We start from the raw sequence: 21,737 nt of genomic DNA, 5'->3' as shown, positions 1-21,737 counted from the left end.
ATGAAAATTGTCATTCTCGGCGCCGGCCAGGTGGGCGGCTCTCTAGCGGAGGCCCTGGCCTCCGAGCGCAATGATATTGTCCTGGTGGACAGCGACGAGAAAACCCTGCGCGAACTGCGCGACCGCATCGATATCGGCGTGGTACTGGGCCACGCCTCTCATCCGGATATTCTGATGGAAGCCGGGATTGAGGATGCGGATATCCTGGTTGCAGTCACCAATAACGATGAGACCAATATGGCGGCCTGCCAGATTGCGCACTCTCTGTTTCGCGTCCCCACCAAAATCGCCCGGGTACGGGCCTCCTCCTACCTGCAATACCCGGAATTATTCGATACCCAGGCCATCCCTATCGATGTACTGATCAGCCCGGAGCAACTGGTTTCAGAGTATATCTCCCGCCTGATGGAACATCCCGGAGCCTTGCAGGTATTGGATTTTGCCGGTGGTCGCGTACAGCTGGTAACTGTTTTAGCCGTTCAGGGCGGGCCTCTGGTTGGGCACCAACTGCGCTATTTGCGCGAGCATATGCCCAAGGTAGATACCCGGGTTGCTGCGATTTATCGCCGCAACCGGCCAATTATTCCCCAGGGTGATACGGTGATTGAAGCCGGCGATGAGGTGTTCTTTATTGCCGCGCGAGCAGATATTCGCGCGGTAATGAGCGAACTGCGTCGATTGGAACACGGTTATAAACGAGTGGTGATCGCCGGCGGCGGCAATATTGGTTTGCGCTTGGCCACCCGGCTGGAGAATCGCTATTCGGTAAAAATTATTGAGCAGAGCCACGAGCGCTGTGTATTTTTATCCGAGGAGCTGTCTCACACCATTATCCTGCACGGCAGCGCCTCCGATCAGGAGTTGCTGCTGGAAGAGAGCATCGAAGATACCGATGTTTTTCTTGCCCTGACCAATGACGACGAGGCTAATATCATGTCGTCACTATTGGCCAAGCGTCTGGGCGCACGCAAAGTGATGACGCTGATCAATAACCGCGCTTATGTGGACCTGGTACAGGGCGGTGAAATCGATATTGCCATCTCACCGCAGCAAAATACGATCGGCAGCCTGCTCACCCATGTGCGCCGAGGGGATATGGTCAACGTCCACTCCCTGCGTCGAGGTGCAGCTGAAGCCATTGAGGTTATCGCCCACGGTGACGAGCGCACATCCAAGGTGGTGGGGCGCAAGATCGAAGATATCGACTTACCCGAGGGCGCCTCGATTGGCGCCATAGTACGGGAAACGGAAAATGGCAGCGAAGTTTTGATGGCACACGATGATGTCATTGTGCAAAGCGATGACCACGTGATTGTCTTCCTTATCGACCGCCGCCAGACCCGCCATGTAGAACAGCTGTTCCAAGTTGGTTTTGGCTTTTTCTGAGCAAATAATATTTTCGTTTTCCGGCGATAACGGTCTCCGCCGTCCAGATAACATTGCAACAAATAACGATAGGCTGATAGGCGCCAATGCGAATTGCGGTAATTGCGCGAGTTTTTGGAATTCTCTTGACGGTGTTCAGCCTGACTCTGCTGCCGCCGATTGGCGTATCCCTTTGGTATGAAGATGGTACTCACAGCGCATTTGTCGCAGCTTTCATCATCACTCTGATCACCGGCCTGTTCATGTGGCTGCCAGTGCACGATTTGCGCGAAGATCTGCGCACCCGGGACGGGTTCGTAGTGACATCTTTGTTCTGGCTGGTACTGGGCAGCTTCGGTGCCCTGCCCTTTATTATCAGCCCACAACCTGACTTGAGTATCACCGACTCTATTTTTGAATCCATCTCAGGGCTAACAACCACCGGCGCCACGGTGATTACCGGGTTGGACTCACTGCCTCCTGCCATTCTCTACTACCGCCAGCAGTTGCAGTGGTTTGGCGGTATCGGCGTAATTGTTATCGCCCTGGCCATCCTGCCGATGCTGGGTATCGGTGGTATGCAGCTGTATAAGGCAGAAATTCCCGGCCCGGTAAAAGATACCAAATTGACCCCGCGTATTGCCGAGACGGCACGGGCGCTAATTGTTATTTATGTAATTCTTACAATCCTCTGCGGCATCGGCTACTGGTGGGCCGGCATGACGGTATTCGACGCCGTTGGCCATGCGTTTTCCACTGTGGCCAATGGAGGCTTCTCCACCCACGATGCCAGTATGGGATTCTACGCCCACAACCGCGCGATCATGATTATTTGTATCGTGTTTATGTTTACTGCTGCCATTAACTTCGGTCTGCATTTCTTCGCATTTCGCAACAGGACCCTCAGCCACTATTGGCGCGACTCAGAATTCCGCTTCTACGTTATGCTGATTCTCGGTGCCGGCCTGTTGATCAGCTGTTACCTGTGGATATTGAATATCTTTTCCCCCGGCAACAGCCTGCTACACGGTTTCTTCCAGGTGGTATCGATCAGTACCACTGCCGGCTTTGCCTCGGAAAATTTCTCTGCCTGGCCAGTATTCTTACCCTACGTCCTTTTACTATTGGGTATTCTCGGTGCCTGCGCCGGCTCCACCTCGGGTGGCATTAAGGCGGTGCGTGGTATGCTGATTATGAAGTCTGGTATGCGCGAGCTGAATCGCCTGGTACATCCCAATGCGGTTATCCCTATCAAGATCAACCGCAAAATTGTCCCCGATCGAGTTACCGACGCAGTGTGGGGCTTCTTTGCGGTCTATGTTTCATCCTTTTTTATCCTCGCCATTATCGTCATCGCCACCGGTGAGGACTTTGTCACCTCCGTTACTACAGTAGCCTCCTGCCTGAGTAATATCGGACCCGCCCTCGGCGAAGCCGCTGCCCACTATGGTGCGGTTAATGAAGTCGCCAAATGGTTTCTTATCCTGGCGATGCTGATGGGACGCCTGGAAATTTTTACCCTGCTAGTACTACTTACCCCGGCTTTTTGGCGCCACTAGCGACGCAAGATGTCATGGCCACGCTAACGCGTGGCAATATTTTTTAATTTCTGCCACAGTTGCTGTTTACAGGAAGTAACTAATAAAAACAGGCTGTATGAGCAGAGATACTAGTGCGCTGCTCGGTCAACTCAAAATTGATCGGGAAACAGCGCCCGAACCCAGTTCCCCATCGCGCAAAGTTATATTGGCGGCATCTGTCGGCCTAGTTACTGGCATAGTTATAGGCCTTGCCGGCGCTTCTCTATTTGCAGAAGACAGTACACCAGTGCTCCCCCAAAGTAGCGAACCTCAAGCCAAGACTCTCAGCTTGATTCCCAGGGAGGAAAAATTTCACGAGACCATTCTCAATGCTTCCGGCTATATCACACCGAGGCGCATGGCTACGGTCTCTGCTGAAGTAATGGGCCTGATCAGTAGTGTGGATGTCGAAGAGGGAATGCAGGTCGAGGAGGGGCAGGTTCTGGCCCGCTTGGATGATGCCAAAGCGCGGGTCGCGCTGGATTTTGCCCAGGCACAAATTCAAGTGCTTCAAGCCAAGGAAGCGAGTATTCACGCGAAGTTAAAAGAGGCTGAACGCCAATATCGGCGTTTTGCCGGACTTCGGGACAAAAATTATTCCAGCAAAGCGCAGCTCACCCAAAGTGAATCCTCGGTAGAGGGGTTACGGGCAGACTTGAAAAGTGCCCGCGCCAATATTCAAGTCGCCATTCTTGAAGCTGAGAGGCAGCGCGAACGCCTGGCAGATCATATTATCCGCGCGCCTTTTGCCGGCGTAGTCACGACAAAAAATGCACAACCTGGCGAGATAGTTGCCCCCAGCTCTGCTGGCGGAGGTTTTACCCGCACTGGAATCTGTACCATCGTGGATATGAATTCACTCGAAATCGAAGTGGATGTGAACGAGGCCTTTATCGGCCGGGTTGCCAAGGGACAGAAAGTTAACGCCAACCTGGATGCCTACCCGAACTGGGACATCCCAGCTACCGTTATCGCCATCATTCCAACGGCCGATCGAGCCAAGGCGACTGTCCGGGTACGAATCGCTATCGACGACAAAGATGCCCGAATCCTGCCGGATATGGGCGTTAAGGTGGGCTTCCTCGCAGGCGAGGCCGCAGCTCCTTAGCAAACACCAATAAAAACACAACAGTATTTATAAGAGGGAATTTGAGATGTCAGAGGAAGGGTTGTTTCAGCTGAAGGATGTCAGCAAAAGTTTTACCAAGGGCAAAGAGACCATTTCCATTTTTGAATCCCTGAATATGGAAATTGATCGCGGTGATTTCGTTGCCATTATGGGGCCTTCGGGCTCCGGTAAAACAACGCTGTTAAATATGTTGGGCGGCGTCGATCAACCCAGCGGTGGAGAGATATGGTTTGACAGCGAGCGCATTGACTCCCTCAATGAAGGCGCCCTAACCCGCTGGCGAGCGAGAAATATTGGTTTCATTTTCCAATTTTACAATTTAATGCCGATGCTCAATGCCCAGCGCAATGTAGAGTTGCCGCTACTGCTGACAAATCTGTCCAAATCACAACGCCGCCACAATGTGGAAACCGCACTGGCCCTGGTGGGATTAAGTGATCGGGCAAAACATATGCCCAGTGAAATGTCCGGCGGGCAACAACAGCGTGTTGCCATCGCTCGCGCCATCGTTTCCGATCCAAAACTGATTCTGTGTGATGAGCCCACTGGTGACCTGGATCGGGCCACAGCAGATGAAATACTGGAAATGCTGCAATTGTTAAACCGCGATCACGGCAAAACCATCGTGATGGTTACCCATGATCCCGCGGCTGCAAGATACGCCAAGCGCACCCTGCATCTGGATAAAGGACAATTTGTGCAGAGGGAAATAGTGGCATGAGTGATTTTTATTTGGTTTTTAAAAATATGACAAGGAAGCCCTTGCGGCTATTCCTTACTTGCTTTGCTATTTTTATCGCCTTCTTGATTTTCGGTGCGGTTACCAGCCTCAAGTCCGCATTAAATTCCAGCGTGGAATTATCCGCTGATAATCGTCTGGTGGTATTCAATAGAATTAACTTTACCCAGTCACTACCCATTGCCTATGTGCAAAAGGTTGCAGCCGTCAAGGGAGTGAAACATGTAACTCATCTCAACTGGTTTGGCGGTTATTTTCAGGAACCCAGCCGGCAGGTCGTTTCAATGGCTGTAGATCCAGAATCCTATTTAAAAGTCTATGAAGAAATTGTTATTCCCGAGGAACAAAAGCAGGCTTGGTTTAACAATAGGCAAGGGGCCTTGGTTGGGGAAAAACTCGCGCAGATTTACGGCTGGAAAGTGGGCGATAGGATTCCTTTATCCTCCAATATTTTTTCGCATAAAGATGGTGGCTACACCTGGGAATTTGTGATTTCCGGGATTTTTAAAGGGGATACGGAACAGTACGATACACGCCAATTATTGTTTCATTATAAATATTTTATGGAGACACAGACTTTCGGTGGTGACTGGATTGGCTGGATGGCACTAACAACCGATGACCCTGCCATCAATGAAAACGTCGCAAAAACTATCGATGACAATTTTGCCAACTCGCAGAGTGAAACCGATACCAGTACCGAGAAAGCCTTTAATAAAGCCTTTATTGAACAAATCGGAAATATTGGCTTAATTATTTTTTCTGTAGTGTTTACTGCCTTTTTCACCATATTGGTAGTGGTTGGCAACACTATGGCGCTGGCTATTCGCGAGCGTACCGGGGAAATTGCCGTATTAAAAACCCTGGGTTTTTCCAGCACCCGTATTTTCCGAATGGTGCTGTCAGAGTCCCTGTTAATTGCCTTTGTCGGCGGCCTTTCCGGCCTGGCCGCAGCCTGGCTGCTGGTCGAAGGGGTAAAAACCTTCCTTGCCCGCTTTTTGCCCAACTTGATTTTGGATGGGGATATCGCCCTGCAAGCCATTCTATTTATGTTGTTGTTGGGTCTGATTACCGGGCTGATGCCAGCCTTTCAGGCTCTGCGACTTAACATAGTAACTGCATTTAACCGACAACAATAAACTGGTGCCCCACTGAAACTACACAATGGTTTTCACTGGGGAAGCCTTAAAGGAGAAGAAATTATGGGTTCTCTTATTGCACAAATTGTTTCGGTAACCCTGATGAATCTGGGCAGCCTGCGTCGGCGCCTGTGGATGTCACTGGCCATGGTATTTGCCTCGGCAGTTGTCGTCGCAATCCTGCTGGCGTTTCTCGCTATGGCCAAGGGATTTGAGGCGACCATGAGTGGGGCCGGCTCCAGCCAGATCGCTATCCTGATGCGAGAGGGGTCTGCCAGTGAAATCAACTCTGTAATCCTGCAGGACCAGGTCAACCTGATTGCGGAATCCGCCGGTGTTGCCAGGGATACGAACGGCCCGCTGGTATCACCGGAGCTCTACGTTATTGTCGATGGCCTGAAGAAATCCACCGGCACCGAAGCCAATATCCCCTTGCGCGGTCTCAATGAAACCGGCATGGCCATGCGCAATATCATGCGTATGGTGGAGGGGCGTATGTTTACTCCCGGCACTAACGAAATGATTGTTGGTGAAGGGGTATTGCGTGAATTTAATGGTTTCGAAATCGGTAAAGAAGTGCGCTTTGGCAAAAACCTGTGGACAGTTGTTGGGGTCTTTTCCACAGGGGGTAATATATTTGAGAGCGAGCTGTGGGCAGATATCAAAATTATCCAAAGTCACTACAACCGGGGTAACAGCTACCAGTCAATCCGTTTGCAATTGGAGAATAACGGCGATCTCAAGCCCATTCAGGAAACCATTAAGCGCGAGCCCCGCCTGAACCTGGAAGCGCAAACCGAACAGGAGTACTTCGCCAGCCAGGGTAAACAGCTGCAATATATCGCTACTTTTGGCTGGATTATCAGCTCTGTGATGGCGCTAGGCGCATTGGCCGGGGCGCTCAACACCATGTATACCTCGGTAGCGGACCGGGCTCGTGAAATCGCTACTTTGCGCGCATTGGGGTTCAGCAACTTCTCCGCGTTCTGCGGCACTATTGCTGAGGCCATGGTTTTAGCTGTTGCCGGTGGGCTTTTGGGTTCCCTAGCTGCTTACCTGTTTTTCGACGGTCTCAACACCTCAACTCTGGGAGGCAGTTTTACCCAGGTGGTGTTTAGTTTTGAGATGTCCCCAGACCTGTTTGTGCAGGGCGCCGTATTGGCGCTGGTGATCGGTTTTATCAGCGGCTTCTTCCCAGCCTGGCGCGCGGCACGCATGCCGGTTGTGGTCGCTTTCCGGCACGCGACTTAAATAATTTTATGTGGGGGCTTCTATGAAGAGCCCCTACTTTTTCTTGCGGTAAATTTTACTCTTGCCTTCCGGCTGTTTCCTGAAGCGCTTGTATTCCCACTGATACTGTTCCGGTGCCTGGGCAATACAAGCCTCTACACCGCGATTCATCGCCGCCAGGGAAACTTTCTGCTCATCGCTATAAATGGCCTTTTCCGCAGGAACAAATACCAGCTCAAATCCACCTTCAACGCGCTTGCCGAAACCAAACACCACATGGCAATTAGTGCGCTGTATCAAATTGTGAACCAAGGTCATCGTCAATGCGGGGCGCCCAAAGAAAGGGGCAAAATCCCCCCCCATATCCGGCTCCTGATCGGGAAGTATCAGGGCAAAATTACCGGCTTTGAGAGCCTTAAGTAGCGAGCGAACCCCATGTACGTTGGTAGGAACCATCTTGCCACCGGTCACTTCCCGCCCATTGCGAATAACCGGGTCCAAAGCTTCAATTTTGGGAGGCTGGTATAGCACTGTGCAGGGAGCCAGGGTGCCTACATGCAAGCCAAAAATTTCCCAATTGCCCGTATGCGGCATCAGTACAATTGTGCCGGTCCTGCCTTCTTCACTCCCGTCGAGCAAGTGCTGGTTGCGCACTCCCACAATCGCATTCTTACTTTTGGCCCAGGGGGTGTTCCATAGGGCCGCCATCTCAAAGCCGGTCATTGCAGTACCGATCACGCTCTCTCTGGCGAGCCGTTCGCGCTGCTTTGGGTCCATGGCCGGATAGCACAACTCCAGGTTTATACGGCTCAGGCGCAGCCCCTCGGAGCGCGTCCACACAGCAATTTTGCCAACGAGTAAACCGAGGTGTCGCGACCAAGACAACGGCAGTTTGCCAATGATTTTCAGTGCCCCTACTGCAAGGCGCCCTTTAATATCCACTGAATTACTTCCTATCCACAAAAGCCATTTTGAGACGGCTATCTAGTTCGAGAATGAACATTGACACCTCCGAAGCGGCTATAGCGCTTTAAGCACAGGAGCCGCTGCCGCTATAATTGCGTCCCTTTGCCCACAGCAGATACTGATCCGGAGATAGCGGTGTCCAAGCAATACGATCTCAGTACCTTTCAGGGACTCATTTTTGCCCTGCAGGATTATTGGGCGCGCCAAGGGTGCGTCATTCTACAGCCTCTGGATATGGAAGTGGGCGCCGGCACCTTTCATCCAGCGACCTTCCTCCGTGCCATAGGCCCGGAAAACTGGAATGCGGCCTATGTACAGCCCTGCCGCCGCCCTACCGATGGCCGCTACGGCGAGAACCCCAACCGCCTTCAGCACTACTACCAATACCAGGTAGTAATGAAACCATCCCCGGACAATATCCAGGAATTGTACCTCGATAGCCTTCGCGCCATGGGCGTAGATCCCGCTGTCCACGATATTCGCTTTGTTGAGGACAACTGGGAATCCCCAACCCTGGGCGCCTGGGGCCTCGGCTGGGAAGTTTGGCTGAATGGTATGGAAGTTACCCAGTTCACCTACTTCCAGCAGGTTGGCGGCCTCGAGTGCTACCCAGTTACCGGCGAGATCACCTACGGTCTTGAGCGTATCGCCATGTATCTGCAAGGTGTCGAGTCTATCTACGATTTAGTGTGGACCCGCAACCCGGATGGCAGCCCCGTCACCTACGGCGACGTTTTCCATCAGAACGAAGTGGAAATGTCCCACTACAACTTTGAACACGCCGATGTGGAGTTCCTGTTCGCGACCTTCGATCACTGCGAGCGCGAGAGCACACGCCTGATTGAGCTGGGCCTGCCGCTCCCCGCTTACGAGCAAGTTATGAAGGCCTCCCACGCCTTCAACCTTCTGGATGCGCGCCACGCCATCTCAGTGACTGAGCGCCAGCGCTATATCCTGCGCGTACGAACCCTGGCCCGCGCCGTGGCACAGGCTTACTACGATGCGCGCCGCGCCTTAGGCTTCCCCATGGCAGATGAAGCACTGCGGGCAGATATTTTGGCGGAAGACATCGAGCAAGAGGAGAAGCAGTAATGGCTCAGGATTTTCTGGTAGAGCTGGGCACCGAAGAGCTGCCGCCCAAGGCGTTACACAAATTAATGAGCGCTTTCGCCGATGGTATTACCCAGGGCCTCAAAGGCGCCGAGTTGTCTTTTGGCGAAGTTAAAGCCTACGCAGCCCCCCGTCGCCTGGCCGTAGCAGTATTCGGTTTGGCAGATAAGCAGCAAGACAAACAAATTGAAAAGCTGGGCCCGGCTGTCAAAGCCGCTTTCGATAAAGAGGGTAAGCCCAGTAAAGCCGCTGAGGGGTTCGCCCGCAGCAACGGCGTAGATGTTGAAGAGCTGGGACGCAAAGAGACCGACAAAGGCGAGCGCCTGGCCTTTATCAGCGAGCAAAAAGGCGCTGAAACCGAATCCCTGTTAGCGGGCATTGTCGAGAAGGCATTGGCTCAACTGCCAATTCCCAAGCGTATGCGCTGGGGGGCGCGCCGCGAGGAGTTCGTGCGCCCGGTGCACTGGCTCGTCATGCTGTTTGGCAACAAGGTAGTAAACGGTGAAGTACTCGGCTTAAAAGCCGGTAACACCAGCCGCGGTCATCGCTTCCACTGCAATCGCGAGCTGGAGATCCACTCCGCCCACGACTATGCACAGGTTCTGCGCGAACCCGGCTACGTAATGGCTGACTTCGCCGAGCGCCGCGAAGCCATTCGCGCCCAGGTGATCGCCGAAGCCAACAACGTCAATGGTGAAGCGGTCATCGATGACGATCTGCTCGACGAAGTGACTGCACTGGTTGAATGGCCTGTAGCCCTCACCGGTCGCTTCGAAGAGCGCTTCCTAGAAGTACCCGCTGAAGCCCTGATCTCCTCCATGAAGGAGCACCAGAAATATTTCCATGTGGTAGATGAAGATGGCCAATTGCTGCCTTTCTTTATCACCGTGTCCAATATCGAGAGCCAGGATGCCGCCCAGGTTATCCACGGCAATGAGCGCGTAATCCGTCCGCGCCTGGCGGATGCCGCCTTCTTCTTTGAGACCGACAAAAAGACCAGCCTGGAATCACGCCGCGAGAAACTGCGCCAAATCGTGTTCCAGCAGCACCTGGGTAGCGTCTACGACAAGACTGAACGGGTAGCCGCCCTCGCCCGCACCATCGCTGAGAAAACCGGAAGCAACGGCGACTGGGCCGAGCGCGCCGGCCGCCTGTGCAAGTCGGACCTGGTTACCGAGATGGTGTTCGAGTTTGCCGATATGCAGGGCATCGCCGGCTACTACTACGCCGAAAATGACGGCGAGCCGTTGGATGTGGCCAAGGCCATGTACGAGCAGTATATGCCCAAGTTTGCCGGTGATGAGCTGCCCGCCAGCGACACCGGCACTGTAATCGCCCTGGCGGATCGCCTGGATACTTTGGTCGGCATCTTCGGCATAGGCCAACCCCCCAGCGGCTCCCGCGACCCCTTCGCCCTGCGCCGCGCCAGCCTGGGGATCATCCGTATTCTCGTAGAGAAGCGCCTCGACCTGGACCTGCGCGAATTGCTGGAATTGGCCCGCGACAACTACCCGCGCACCGCCCTGGGTGAATATGACAAGGTGGTGGAGCAAACTCTGCAGTATGTACTGGAGCGCTTCCGCGCCCGTTACGAAGATCAGGGTATCGCCACCGAAGTATTTATGTCCGTTGCCGCGCGCAAGCTGTCGCGCCCGCTGGATATCGACAACCGCGTGCACGCGGTCAACGCGTTTAGCCAGCTGCCGGAGTCCGGTGCTTTGGCCGCCGCCAACAAACGCGTTTCCAATATCCTCGCCAAATTAGACAGTGCTGTACCCAGCAGTGTTGATGAAGCTCTGTTGCAGGAAGAGGCGGAAAAGGCTCTCTTCGCCGCAGTACAGGTTGCCCGCACAGAAGTCGAGCCCCTGTATAGCGATGCGCTCTTCGCCGAGGGCCTCGCCGGTCTGGCTGGCCTGCGTGAAACCGTAGACAGCTTCTTCGACCACGTGATGGTAATGAGTGACGACGAGCAACTGCGCAACAACCGCCTGGCCCTATTGGCCCAGCTGCGCGCACTGTTCCTCGAAGTTGCCGATATTTCCCTACTGGTTCCTGCCAAGTAATGACTTGCAGAGGCGGGGCATTAAACCCCCGCCTCGCAAATCAGGGAGATACTAATATGGCAATTATCATTCTCGGCCGCGACGGGGTGATCAACGAAAATCCCGATAAATTCGTCAAATCCGCCGACGAATGGCAGCCCCTGCCCGGCAGTATTGAAGCACTGGCAGCGCTCAGTCAGGCCGGCCATCAACTGGTGATAGCCACCAACCAGAGTGGCCTGGCGCTGGGCCAATTTGATCTGGATGACCTGGAAGAAATGCACGCTAAAATGCGTACTCAGGTGGAAGATGCCGGTGGCGAAATCGCCGCTATTTTCTACTGTCCCCACGGCCCTGAAGATAATTGCCGCTGCCGCAAACCCCTGGCGGGTCTGCTAGATGCAATCGAAGCGGAATTTGATACCAGCCTGCACGACTGTTATTTGGTTGGAGATAAGCTGGCAGATCTTTATCTGGCGTTAGAGAAGGGGTGTAAACCCGTTCTGGTAAAAACCGGTGCAGGTGATCAGACTTTACAGCACCTAATCGAGCAGCCGGATCCCCGCCTAACCACCACCTCAGTTTTCGCTGATTTGGCGCACTTTTCAAAATATCTCCTCCCCCAGTAAATCTCTCACCGGTACCCCCTGCAAGATTAATTGTGCGCCATATTTCGAACTTAGTGCACTGTGTTCGACACAACACGTTTATCCGCCCGCCAAGTTATTGAGTTGCACGACACATTCCTATAAAAGCGATTGGCGGGAGGGCGAGCCCATAGTTGTATCAGCACGTTGTGCCAAGCCATGGATGGGCAAGGCTTGAGTGACGCTCTAAGTGGTTCTGCCAGGGAAATGGAGTATTGCCCTGGTGGAGAGCTCTTTTAAGCCTTTTGTTGCCGCCTGCACAAAACAACAAAAGGGATATTCCAATGAAAAGAAAAATTCTTTCTGCCCTGACAGCAGGTATATTGCTATCCAGCAGCGTACTTGCTGATTCAGCTGCGGAGAAGTTTGCCCCGAGTCAGGAAAAAACAAAAAAAGTCTATATTGTTCAACTTGATGGTGAGCCTCTAACCTCTTATAGCGGCACCATCCCGGGCTTATCAGCTACCAAACCGGCCAACCGTGGCAAACTCGACCCTCAAAGCAGTAGCTATCAACACTACTCTGACTTTCTTAGATCGCGGCGGGAGCAGGTTCTATCCACAATCCCCAACGCGCGCACAGTTCACGAATATGACACCGCATTTAATGGCTTCGCTGCGGTAATGAGTGAAAAAGAAGCAGCTGCACTTCGCGGCCGCGCTGACGTCAAAGGGGTTTGGGAAGATGAACTATTAAAACCCCATACCGATTCCACTGCGGATTTCCTCGGTATCACAGATATGCCCAGCCCCTGGCTCTGGGGCATTACCGGCGAAAATATAGTAGTGGGTATTATCGACTCCGGTATTCACCCGGAGCACGAAAGCGTCGCCGACATAGCGACACCCTTGCAAGGCAACTTGGGAGCCCATGTTCCTTACGGTTCAATTCCCGAGTCCTTTACAGGCGAAGGCTGTGAATTCGGTAACAGCGACCAAAACCCCAATGATGCCGCATTTACTTGTAACAACAAGCTGATTAAAGCCAAGTCTTTTTCCGATGCATTTCTGGCCAATAAAGAGTTGGCGGACTATGAATTCCTTTCAGCCAGAGATGCAGATGGGCATGGGACTCATACCGCCACAACGGCCGCCGGTAACTATGGCGTTACTACTCCAGACGGGAAAACCCTTACCGGAATGGCACCGCGAGCCCGCATTGCAGTGTATAAAGTTTGCTGGGATGCTCCTGACCCGGACGATAGCGGTTGCTCTTCGGCCGACTCAATGGCCGCTATTGATGAGGCCGTAGCCGATGGTGTCGACGTAATCAACTATTCGATCGGTGGCTCTGGTACTACTTTTAGTGGTGCCGATGACATCGCATTCCTATTTGCTGCAGATGCCGGCGTTTTTGTCGCCACATCTGCCGGAAATAACGGGCCTGGCCCAGAGACCATGGGTACCCCTTCAGGGATACCTTGGATAACCGCAGTCGGCGCTTCTGAAGATGACCAGAGCTTTGGCTTAGCCCTACAAGTATCCTCACCAGAGTCGGTTTCCGGCATTTACGAGGGGCGTGAGGGCAATGGCACAGTAAGCCTTGAAGAGGTTGGAGCAGTATCTGCTGAGGTTGTTCTCAGTGAGCCGTTAGAAGCTTGTACTGAAGTTACTAACAGCGAATCTTTGGAGGGCAGTATTGCCCTGGTGAGACGTGGAGGTTGCTCCTTTACTGATAAATATAATAATGCGGCCGATGCCGGCGCTGTAGCTATCGTAGTTTACAATGATGGTACTGCCGATGACCGCATCAATCCGATCACGATGTCGGCCCCGGATACTCGCATTCCCGGCATGATGATTTCTTTCTACGAAGGCGAGACTCTTGCAGCCAGTGGCGGAGTTTCCGGAGTTATTGATCCGTCTCAGTTGATTGCCAGGGAAGACCGCGTCGCAAACTTTTCATCCCGCGGCCAGAACGGTGGGGCGCCGGATATTATCAAACCGGATATCAGTGCCCCCGGGGTTGGCATTATCGCGGGAATTTCTCCGGTATTAAGTGGAGGAGAACTGTTTGGGGCTCTGAGTGGCACTTCCATGGCGAGCCCGCACGTGGCCGGCGTAATGGCCTTGTTAAAGCAGGCTAACCCGCACTGGAGCCCGGCAATGGCCAAATCCGCACTGATGACGACTGCGCGCAATGATTTGCGTAAGTCTTACGGTCTAGCGGATGCAACACCATTCGATATGGGTGCCGGTGCCATAGTGCCCCGTGACGCCTTCAAGCCAGGTCTGGTTTACGACGCGGGCTTTAATGATTATCTCGCCTTCCTTTGCGGCGCTGAACTCCAACCCGAGTTGGTCGATAGTGCAACCTGTGATGCGTTGACGTCCTTGGGATACTCTATCGATTCCAGCGACCTGAACCTCGCTTCTATGGGAGTCGCTGACCTGCTCGGCAGCCAGACCATCAAACGCCGGGTTACCAGCGTCGCTCCCGGCCAGCGTTGGTATTGGGCATCCATCAACGCACCACTCGGTATCGATGTAGATATCAATCCGAAAGTTCTGCGCCTCAGGGAGGGGGAGAGTGCTGAGTTTGAAGTAACCTTCACCGCCACAGAGTCCGCCGAAATGAATACTTGGGTTTTTGGCGACCTCACTTGGCAATCCGTGGGGTCTCAGATTAGCGTGCGCAGCCCAATTGCTATTCGCCCTGTTCCGCTAGCTGCACCCCAGCAATTAACTGGCAGCGGCACCAATGGCAACCTCGATCTCAATGTGGGCTTCGGCTACAACGGTGATTTCCAGGTGAATGTCACTGGCCTGGCAGAGGGTGAGGCCACTACAACCACTGTTGAAGATGGCGATGTTCAAGTAATTTTCTTTGATATACCTGAAGGAACAGAGCTTGCGCATATCGCTATGTATGATGCCGATGTGGGCGACGGTAGCGGAAGTGACGACCTGGACCTGGAAGTTTATGGCCCAGCGCCAAACTATCCCGAAGTCGGTACCAGCGGCAGCGCCACTTCCGCAGAGTCAGTTTCCCTGGCTAACCCCTCTCCCGGTCAATATGCAGCCGTTGTTGTCGATTATGCGACATCCGCCGGCCCCACCAATTTCAGCTTATTCAATTTTAATCTGAACGGGGACAATGGAAATACCGCAGTGGATGCGCCGGCTCAAGCACAGATTGGCGGAACTGGGGTAGTTTCTTTGGAGTGGATGAACATTACTCCCAATACCCGCCATCTTGGTATTTTGGCTCATGGTGACGGAGAAAAAGAATTTTCCGAAACTCAGGTCATGATTAATACTCAATAGGCCTCACACGCTAATAATTGATGGTAAGAAGTGAAAGTCAAAACCGGCCGGAGTTTGGCCGGTTTTTTATTCGCAATTGAGTGTATTCTGCTGATGAATAAAAGCGCTCGCTATGTCTAGGGATACTCGACCAAAGTCCCAAAAATCTTTTGTCTTTCGATTGATATTCACAGCAACAGAAAGCTGATATTCCGGTAATATCATTAACCAACTCTGACTGCCACGACTAACTCCGCCGTGATTGGCCACTTTTGTTAATCCTACCTCAGGGATTTCTACTTCAGTCACCCGCCAACCCAAGGCATAGTTTTGTTCATTCACTTCACCATTGGCCAATTTTTGTGGCGCCCAAAATATCTCACGGACTCCTGGGGACAAGTAGTCTGCTTTCAGGAACTGAGCCCCCAGTCTCACCAAGTCACTGGGTGTGGAAATAAAGCCTCCCCCCGGCAGGCGATGACTTAAATCCACTGGACGCCATTCCCGCAGGCGAAGGGCACTGCCAGACAAGCCATTACTTTTGTAGAAACGAGCAATATTACGTTCTATATCACCATTCAGTGGCGATACCTCTGTGCTGTTCATTCCGCTAAGCGTAAATACCTCATCATGCATCACTTCCAGGTAAGGTTTGTCCTCAGCACCAGCCAAAACGGCTCCCAGAAGAACTGTGCCCAAAGTACTGTAATAAAAATCGGTACCCGGTTCGAAAAGTAATTCACTAGCATCAAAAATTCCAAGAGCCCGATACATATCCTCATAGTGAACATCCAGTGCCAGAGTTTGATACAACCCCAGCCAATCGGAGTTCTTTTTATAATGTGGCAAGCCAGACATATGGGAGGCCAATTGGCGCGGGGTCATTGACGCCCAATCGGGGTTTGGTAAGGGTTCCAAATAATTTGAGATAGATTTATCCAGATCAATAGCCCCCCTCTGTACCAAACGCGCCAATGCGGTTCCTGTTAAAGCCTTAGAGGTGCTACCAATACGAAAGCGAGTCTCTGTAGAAACAGGTACTCGCTCTTCTAAATCGGCCCAGCCGGCGGCCCCTGCCCAAACTACTGCACCACAAGCAGATACTGCCGCAGAAATTGCCGGAGCACCGATTTTCTCACGATGATCTTCAATTGCTTTAAGCGATTGCCCTGCGGCAAGCTGCAATCCAATATCGGAAAGTTCTTGCGTGGACGGCGCTTTTGTAGGTAGAGCCTGCCACCCCAATGGACTTAACGGCACTGCATTTAGTGACCAGGCATAGAATTGATAAACTGGCCACAACATATAAGTAAAACCACACAGAAGTGTGGCCACGCTCATCAATATGAGCTTACGTCTCATACCCCCTCCGAATTAAGCTTTAGGTCTGTTGCCCGATTTAAAAGCAAGCTTGACACAATTAAAAGTGTCGCAGGAGACACATTTACGACCAATTCCGACACGATTTTAGGTCGGCCCTAGGTCTCAAATTTTATTCTATTCCCATGCTTCCTATGCGGTGAACAATATCGAAATTTATTTTTAGATTTTTCCATAAAGAAGTATTTCATTGGCAAACTAATAAACTCTAGCGCCATTAGGGTATTCATAGGTTTACCTCCAACTCAGTAAATTTTCTCTAAAGTTGAAAACTAACCTTCAATAAACAATTATTAAAAATTCCGTTTGGGAGAGATTTAAAGAATCATTTACTTTTTAACTAGGCTAAATATAAATCTCCCAAATTAAATATTAAAAATTGGCTGCAAGCAATTAATAATTATATTTTTAGTGAAAACGCTTTCGATATTCACTCGGCAAAATACCCTTATGCTTTTTAAAGGCTCTTCTCAGTTGCTCTTGGGATTGAAAACCACATAGTTTTGCGACCTTCTCCTGAGATTGATTTTGCTCAGAAAACAACTGACATGCTCTTTCCACTCTTATCTGTTCAAGAAAGCGGGCGGGTGTCACACCAAGTTCACGTACAAAAGTACGAGCAAAATTTCGCGGACTCATTGCCGCCTCTTGAGCCAGCCTTTCTACAGTGATTAGTTGCTCTATATTTTGGTACATCCACTCAATTAAAGCCGCAAAACGATCGCTATTTATCTGATTCTCCAAACGAACACTGAACTGCTGCTGCCCACCATCCCGTTTTAGATACAGTACAAGGATACGCGCTAGATTAAGCGCCAAGCCCCGCCCATGATCTTCTTCAATCATGGACAGAGCCAGATCTATTCCTGCTGTGATACCTGCAGAGGTGTAGACATTACCATCGCGTACAAAAATCGCATCTGGATCAACTTCAATTTCAGGAAATGTTTGCAGTGTCGGCACATCCGCCCAGTGTGTTGTAGCCCGCCGGCCATTAAGGACACCAGCTCTGGCAAGTATTAGGGCTCCGCTGCATATCGACCCAATTCGAGCCACTTTTGCCTGCTGTCCGGCCAACCATTTAAGAAATGTGCTATTCGAGCAAGCCTCTAGGCAAGACTCTGGAGGCAAACCACTAACTAGCAGTGTGTGGATATCTTTGACATCTTCAAAGGCCTGGTCAATGTAGAGTTTGATACCAGTTGATGTTTTAACTGGGCCCGAATCTAGCCCCACAAGCTGGATTTCATAATAGTCATTGGTAAAGCGCCCTTGTGAGCGAAGCTGATCATTCGCTAGAGCAAAGACCTCCAAGGGGCCAGTGATATCCAAGCTGGTTGCCCCTGGGCAGACCACCATGGCGACCTTTCTAACTTCACTTTTTGTTTGTTGGCGCTTATTCATCTCGGCAGTTTTCCACAGTGTTTGGGTGACAAGAATGACGTATTGGCGCTAAATTCTGCCATTTTCAGTCACTTTAGACACCCTTCACAGAAACTTTGAGGGCACTTCTCCTGACTGTAGGCGTTTTAAGCTTCAAGAGTTTGTGTGTATTTCATTGATATTCGCCCTCAGTATCAAGCGATGATCTATGCAGATAGGCTGTTCTATTTCTGAGCATGATAAATCCTTCATTTTCATTTGCTTGCACAAATTCTTTACCAAAGCCCAGTGATAGACACCTCCTAGGTACTGGAATCCAGACTTGACCTTCACCTTGGAGTCCGCACAATTGGCCCCAATTTTGTACCCATTGACGGAGATTCCCTTTTGGTGGAGTTGATTCTAAACCGAGGCGCAGAGCGTCGACTCAAGCGCGGCCACTTGTGGATTTACAGTAATGAGGTGGATACCAAGCGCTCCCCACTGAAGGGAATTGATGCGGGTAGCCAGTGCCAAATCCACGATAGCCAAGGCAAGTTACTTGGCACTGCTTTTGTAAATCCGAGCCAGCTAATTTGTGGCCGAATAGTCAGCCGAACTATTGATTTTTCCAAGGATACTGTTTGTGAGCGCATACAAACTGCTTTTGAGCAACGCCAACGGTACTTTTCCCATCCCAGCTACCGGATGGTATACGGTGACTCTGACTGGCTTCCGGGCTTGGTAGTGGACAGGTTTGGGGATTATTTAGTAGTCCAGGTCAGCAATTGGGGAATGGAGCGCTACCAACAAACGATTGTGGATAAGTTGGTCGAGATGGTTAACCCCAAAGGCATCCTGCTGCGCAATGACCATCAGGGTCGCGCAGTTGAAGATATGCCGCTGGTACACACTGTGGCCTTTGGAGATGTACCCGAGATGGTCCCGTTCGAGGAGAACAGCGTTCCACTTCTGGCCCCGGTACACCAGGGGCAGAAAACCGGTTGGTTTTACGACCACCGGGAAAACCGCAGGCTATTGAATCGCTGGGTCAACGGCAAAAGAGTATTAGATCTGTTTTCCTACGCAGGCGGTTGGGGTATTCAGGCACTGGCCAATGGTGCGGCAGAGGTAGTGTGCGTAGACGCCTCACAGCAGGCCTTGGACTGGTGTTTGCTCAATGCGGATCACAATGGATTCGCCGACAAGCTCAAAACCATCCAGGGTAAGGCACTGGATGTCCTCAAAGGGTTGGTCGCAGAGGGGGAGAGGTTTGATGCGATTGTGCTCGACCCACCGGCTTTTATTAAGCGGAGGAAAGATCATAAAGCCGGCTTGGCGGCCTATCGCCATATCAATGAACTCGCAATGCGTTTGTTGGCGAAGGATGGGCTGTTAGTAAGCGCTTCCTGCTCTATGCATCTGCAATCCGATGAGCTTCTCGACTGTGTGCGTGGCGCCGCGCACCGATTGGGGCGCAAGGCGTCAATTCTGGCCAGTGGTGGCCAGGGCGCAGACCACCCAGTCCACCCAGCAATCCCTGAGACCAATTACTTAAAGGCGCATTTCGTCCATCTGGGCTAGTCCCACCTTCAATTCATGCTATCCCCGGCGGACTGTATCCACAGCTCAGTCCGCTCTTCCTTCAAATTGATGTAAGTACTCACTTCTTACAATGGGTTTTTTGGGATGTGGCGCCCTTTTTGACTAGGATTTGCCCAATTGTTCAGGATGGTGCTTGTTATGCTTCGAGCCGTAAAAGACACAGATCTGGATCGACTTGAGCAGCTCTGGTTGCACTCTGCGGCTCACTCCCACCCCTCTCTTCCACGTCAATTTTGGCTGGACCGCAGCCACCAATTCCGCCTGGACCACCAGGGCTCCAAACGCTGTATCGTGTTTACTGATCGACACGCAGCTGTGGCTGAAGCATTTATTACTATTACCAAGAATTATCGACTGGCTTACCTGTGCGTCAGCCCGCTATTTTCAAACTGCGGCATAGGTGCTCAATTGATATCAAAAGCGAGTCGGGGGCTCCCTAGGCTCCAGGCTGAACTCCTCAGAGAGAACCTACGCACACGTTACTTTCTCCAAAAGCATGGGTTTGTCGAAAGTGACCGCCACTATGAGGCCGAATACGGTCAACATATACTCGTGATGTCACATGACGCAGCTTTCACTTAGCACATCGAAGGTGAGAAAGCCGCTACTTATAACTTTAACTTCTTGAATCACTTCTTTTTATTGTTTCTACGCGACTCTTGAACCGGGTAGCATGCCTCCATCATAATTTTCCTGAGCGCTGAATTTTTATGGGACGCAACGCTTCCAGCCAAACTTTACAGCCTATTCCAGAACGCACCTTTCATCACGATGCGGATCTGGGGTCCATGAACCTTCGTTTCGCTGGCGCCAAGCCAAGCGAAATTATGCAGTTCACCATGGAACACGCTCAGAACCCGGTGGTTTTTACTAATTTCCGCCCATTGGCAATAGCCTTTCTTCACTTGGTTACCCGCGCCAAACCGGATATCCCGGTAATTTGGGTGGATCACGGCTATAACACCCCGGAAACCTATCGCCATATCGAAAACGTGGTCAAATCTCTCGATTTGAACCTGCGCACCTACTCACCGAAGATGTCCGCGGCCCACTACAACGCCGTTTACGGGGGAATCCCGCAGCTGGATACCCCTGAGCATGACTTCTTCTCCAGAACTGTTAAATTGGAGCCGTTTAACCGCGCTATGCAGGAATTGCAGCCGGATGTATGGCTAAACGGTATCCGCCATGATCAGAATTCGCACCGCAAAAACCTGGATATTTTCACCCAGGGCAACCACAGTACTATTCGAGTGGCACCGATGTTCCACCTGAAGGAAATCGATGTGGAAGAGTATGTTTACGAGAATGATCTTCCCGATAACGATATTTACTTTGATCCAACTAAAGGTGAGGAGCACCGGGAGTGCGGATTGCTGTTGGAAAAATAGAATGGACTACTCGGCGAGGACTAGCGTACTTCGCCTATCTCTTTAACAAGGCCCTCTATCCCAGCCGTTTATAAAGTAAATACTTTTTACGTATTTACCGAATAATAAAATCTATTACAAATAGGCGGGTCTCGACTCGCTGTATTTTTTTCAAAAAGGAGACTCTTCTATTTACTTCCGCGTAAATCCAGAAGAGTCCTTAAATTACTTATCATGCGATAGGCTAGGCGACTGCCCCTTTTGCAAGATGACCTCCTTTTTCCATATAAATTTTCAGGTCCTTCAGCATTTGCTCAAATTGAGAGCCAGTCATCTTCTTCACCACAGGGCTCAACACGCCTCCTAAAGCATTTAACTCCATATTTGCAGTGAAATTCACTGTTGTGCCTCCACCAACAGAGGGGCTTAATTTAAATTGAGATAAACTCTTTTTAACGGGGAATCCCGGTGGCGTATTTTTGGTTTCAACCGAGACATCCAGTTCATAGTTTTTCTCATCAAACCTTGTAATAGTTTCATCTGCGACAAGACCCGACGGTCCCTTATTTGTCAGCACACAAACCCGGCCTTCTACACTCGCATTTTCAACGGGTTTTCCATCCTTAGCGAAAGAGTGAGGGATTAACGTCATCCACTCGTAAGCTGTATCAAAATCAACGGCGAGGACCTTCCAGACCTCATCAATTGGGCGGTTAATTGCGATTTCTCGGTTTACTTGTGCTTCTTTCATCTCTGATCTCCTGGGTTTCTCTACGGGAGTGCTATTGACGGGAGACAGATTAACTGGACACTGTATGCAACGGAATA

Annotated in this window: 17 protein-coding genes; 13 read left to right on the top strand and 4 right to left on the bottom strand. The window is 51.4% G+C overall.

Going from position 1 to position 21,737, the window contains the following annotated elements:
* The 6 genes from trkA to ACJJIE_RS17060 all read left to right on the top strand — a co-directional run bounded on the left by trkA (position 1) and on the right by ACJJIE_RS17060 (position 7,203).
* Positions 1-1,386, top strand: a complete 1,386-nt coding sequence (trkA, locus tag ACJJIE_RS17085) for a Trk system potassium transporter TrkA (RefSeq protein WP_282930545.1) — start codon at positions 1-3, stop codon at positions 1,384-1,386.
* Positions 1,387-1,472: 86 nt separating this feature from the next.
* Positions 1,473-2,924: a TrkH family potassium uptake protein gene (locus ACJJIE_RS17080; protein WP_444892443.1), complete on the top strand. Its 1,452-nt coding sequence runs from the start codon at positions 1,473-1,475 to the stop codon at positions 2,922-2,924.
* Positions 2,925-3,021: 97 nt separating this feature from the next.
* The gene (locus ACJJIE_RS17075) at positions 3,022-4,053 is read left to right on the top strand and encodes an efflux RND transporter periplasmic adaptor subunit (RefSeq protein WP_108731210.1); all 1,032 of its coding nucleotides are present in this window, start codon (positions 3,022-3,024) and stop codon (positions 4,051-4,053) included.
* A 46-nt stretch (positions 4,054-4,099) separates the two neighbouring features.
* Positions 4,100-4,795, top strand: coding sequence for an ABC transporter ATP-binding protein (locus ACJJIE_RS17070; protein ID WP_444892442.1), 696 nt, complete (start codon positions 4,100-4,102; stop codon positions 4,793-4,795).
* Positions 4,792-5,952: an ABC transporter permease gene (locus tag ACJJIE_RS17065; protein ID WP_444892441.1), complete on the top strand. Its 1,161-nt coding sequence runs from the start codon at positions 4,792-4,794 to the stop codon at positions 5,950-5,952. The genes ACJJIE_RS17070 and ACJJIE_RS17065 overlap by 4 nt, the downstream gene beginning before the upstream one ends.
* A gap of 63 nt (positions 5,953-6,015) precedes the next feature.
* Positions 6,016-7,203, top strand: coding sequence for an ABC transporter permease (locus tag ACJJIE_RS17060; RefSeq protein WP_444892440.1), 1,188 nt, complete (start codon positions 6,016-6,018; stop codon positions 7,201-7,203).
* A gap of 33 nt (positions 7,204-7,236) precedes the next feature.
* Here ACJJIE_RS17060 and ACJJIE_RS17055 read toward each other — a convergent pair whose 3' ends face one another.
* Positions 7,237-8,124, bottom strand: coding sequence for a lysophospholipid acyltransferase family protein (locus tag ACJJIE_RS17055; RefSeq protein WP_444892439.1), 888 nt, complete (start codon positions 8,122-8,124; stop codon positions 7,237-7,239).
* A 159-nt stretch (positions 8,125-8,283) separates the two neighbouring features.
* Between ACJJIE_RS17055 and glyQ the strand changes: the two genes are divergently transcribed.
* The 4 genes from glyQ (at position 8,284) to ACJJIE_RS17035 (ending at position 15,213) form a co-directional block, all read left to right on the top strand.
* On the top strand, positions 8,284-9,240 hold the full coding sequence (gene glyQ / locus ACJJIE_RS17050; RefSeq protein WP_282930551.1) for a glycine--tRNA ligase subunit alpha: 957 nt from the start codon (positions 8,284-8,286) through the stop codon (positions 9,238-9,240).
* Positions 9,240-11,321 carry a glycine--tRNA ligase subunit beta gene (glyS, locus tag ACJJIE_RS17045; RefSeq protein WP_282930552.1) on the top strand — a complete coding sequence of 694 codons (2,082 nt, stop codon included), beginning with the start codon at positions 9,240-9,242 and terminating at the stop codon, positions 11,319-11,321. Before glyQ ends, glyS begins: the two co-directional genes overlap by 1 nt.
* A 56-nt stretch (positions 11,322-11,377) precedes the next feature.
* Positions 11,378-11,929: a D-glycero-beta-D-manno-heptose 1,7-bisphosphate 7-phosphatase gene (gene gmhB / locus ACJJIE_RS17040; RefSeq protein WP_282930553.1), complete on the top strand. Its 552-nt coding sequence runs from the start codon at positions 11,378-11,380 to the stop codon at positions 11,927-11,929.
* Between the two features lie 302 nt (positions 11,930-12,231).
* Positions 12,232-15,213, top strand: coding sequence for a S8 family serine peptidase (locus ACJJIE_RS17035; protein WP_444892438.1), 2,982 nt, complete (start codon positions 12,232-12,234; stop codon positions 15,211-15,213).
* Between the two features lie 66 nt (positions 15,214-15,279).
* Here ACJJIE_RS17035 and ACJJIE_RS17030 read toward each other — a convergent pair whose 3' ends face one another.
* A complete protein-coding gene (locus ACJJIE_RS17030) occupies positions 15,280-16,554 on the bottom strand; it encodes a serine hydrolase domain-containing protein (RefSeq protein ID WP_444892436.1) in 1,275 nt (424 codons plus the stop codon).
* A gap of 426 nt (positions 16,555-16,980) precedes the next feature.
* Positions 16,981-17,976, bottom strand: coding sequence for a GlxA family transcriptional regulator (locus tag ACJJIE_RS17025; RefSeq protein ID WP_282930555.1), 996 nt, complete (start codon positions 17,974-17,976; stop codon positions 16,981-16,983).
* A 369-nt stretch (positions 17,977-18,345) separates the two neighbouring features.
* Here ACJJIE_RS17025 and ACJJIE_RS17020 point away from each other — a divergent pair, with 369 nt between their 5' ends.
* From ACJJIE_RS17020 to ACJJIE_RS17010, 3 genes are all read left to right on the top strand, one after another.
* Positions 18,346-19,518 (top strand): class I SAM-dependent rRNA methyltransferase, encoded by a 1,173-nt coding sequence (locus tag ACJJIE_RS17020; RefSeq protein ID WP_444892435.1) that lies wholly within the window; start codon positions 18,346-18,348, stop codon positions 19,516-19,518.
* Between the two features lie 159 nt (positions 19,519-19,677).
* Positions 19,678-20,121, top strand: a complete 444-nt coding sequence (locus ACJJIE_RS17015; RefSeq protein WP_282930557.1) for a GNAT family N-acetyltransferase — start codon at positions 19,678-19,680, stop codon at positions 20,119-20,121.
* Between the two features lie 128 nt (positions 20,122-20,249).
* The gene (locus ACJJIE_RS17010) at positions 20,250-20,930 is read left to right on the top strand and encodes a phosphoadenosine phosphosulfate reductase domain-containing protein (protein WP_444892434.1); all 681 of its coding nucleotides are present in this window, start codon (positions 20,250-20,252) and stop codon (positions 20,928-20,930) included.
* A gap of 223 nt (positions 20,931-21,153) precedes the next feature.
* On the opposite strand, the gene ACJJIE_RS17005 is transcribed toward ACJJIE_RS17010, so the two are convergent.
* Positions 21,154-21,660: an SRPBCC family protein gene (locus tag ACJJIE_RS17005; protein ID WP_444892433.1), complete on the bottom strand. Its 507-nt coding sequence runs from the start codon at positions 21,658-21,660 to the stop codon at positions 21,154-21,156.
* Positions 21,661-21,737 lie beyond the last annotated feature (77 nt).

The sequence above is a fragment of the Microbulbifer maximicatervae (SeqCode) genome (genome assembly GCF_052467325.1).
This window is presented reverse-complemented; position numbering and strand designations above follow the sequence as displayed.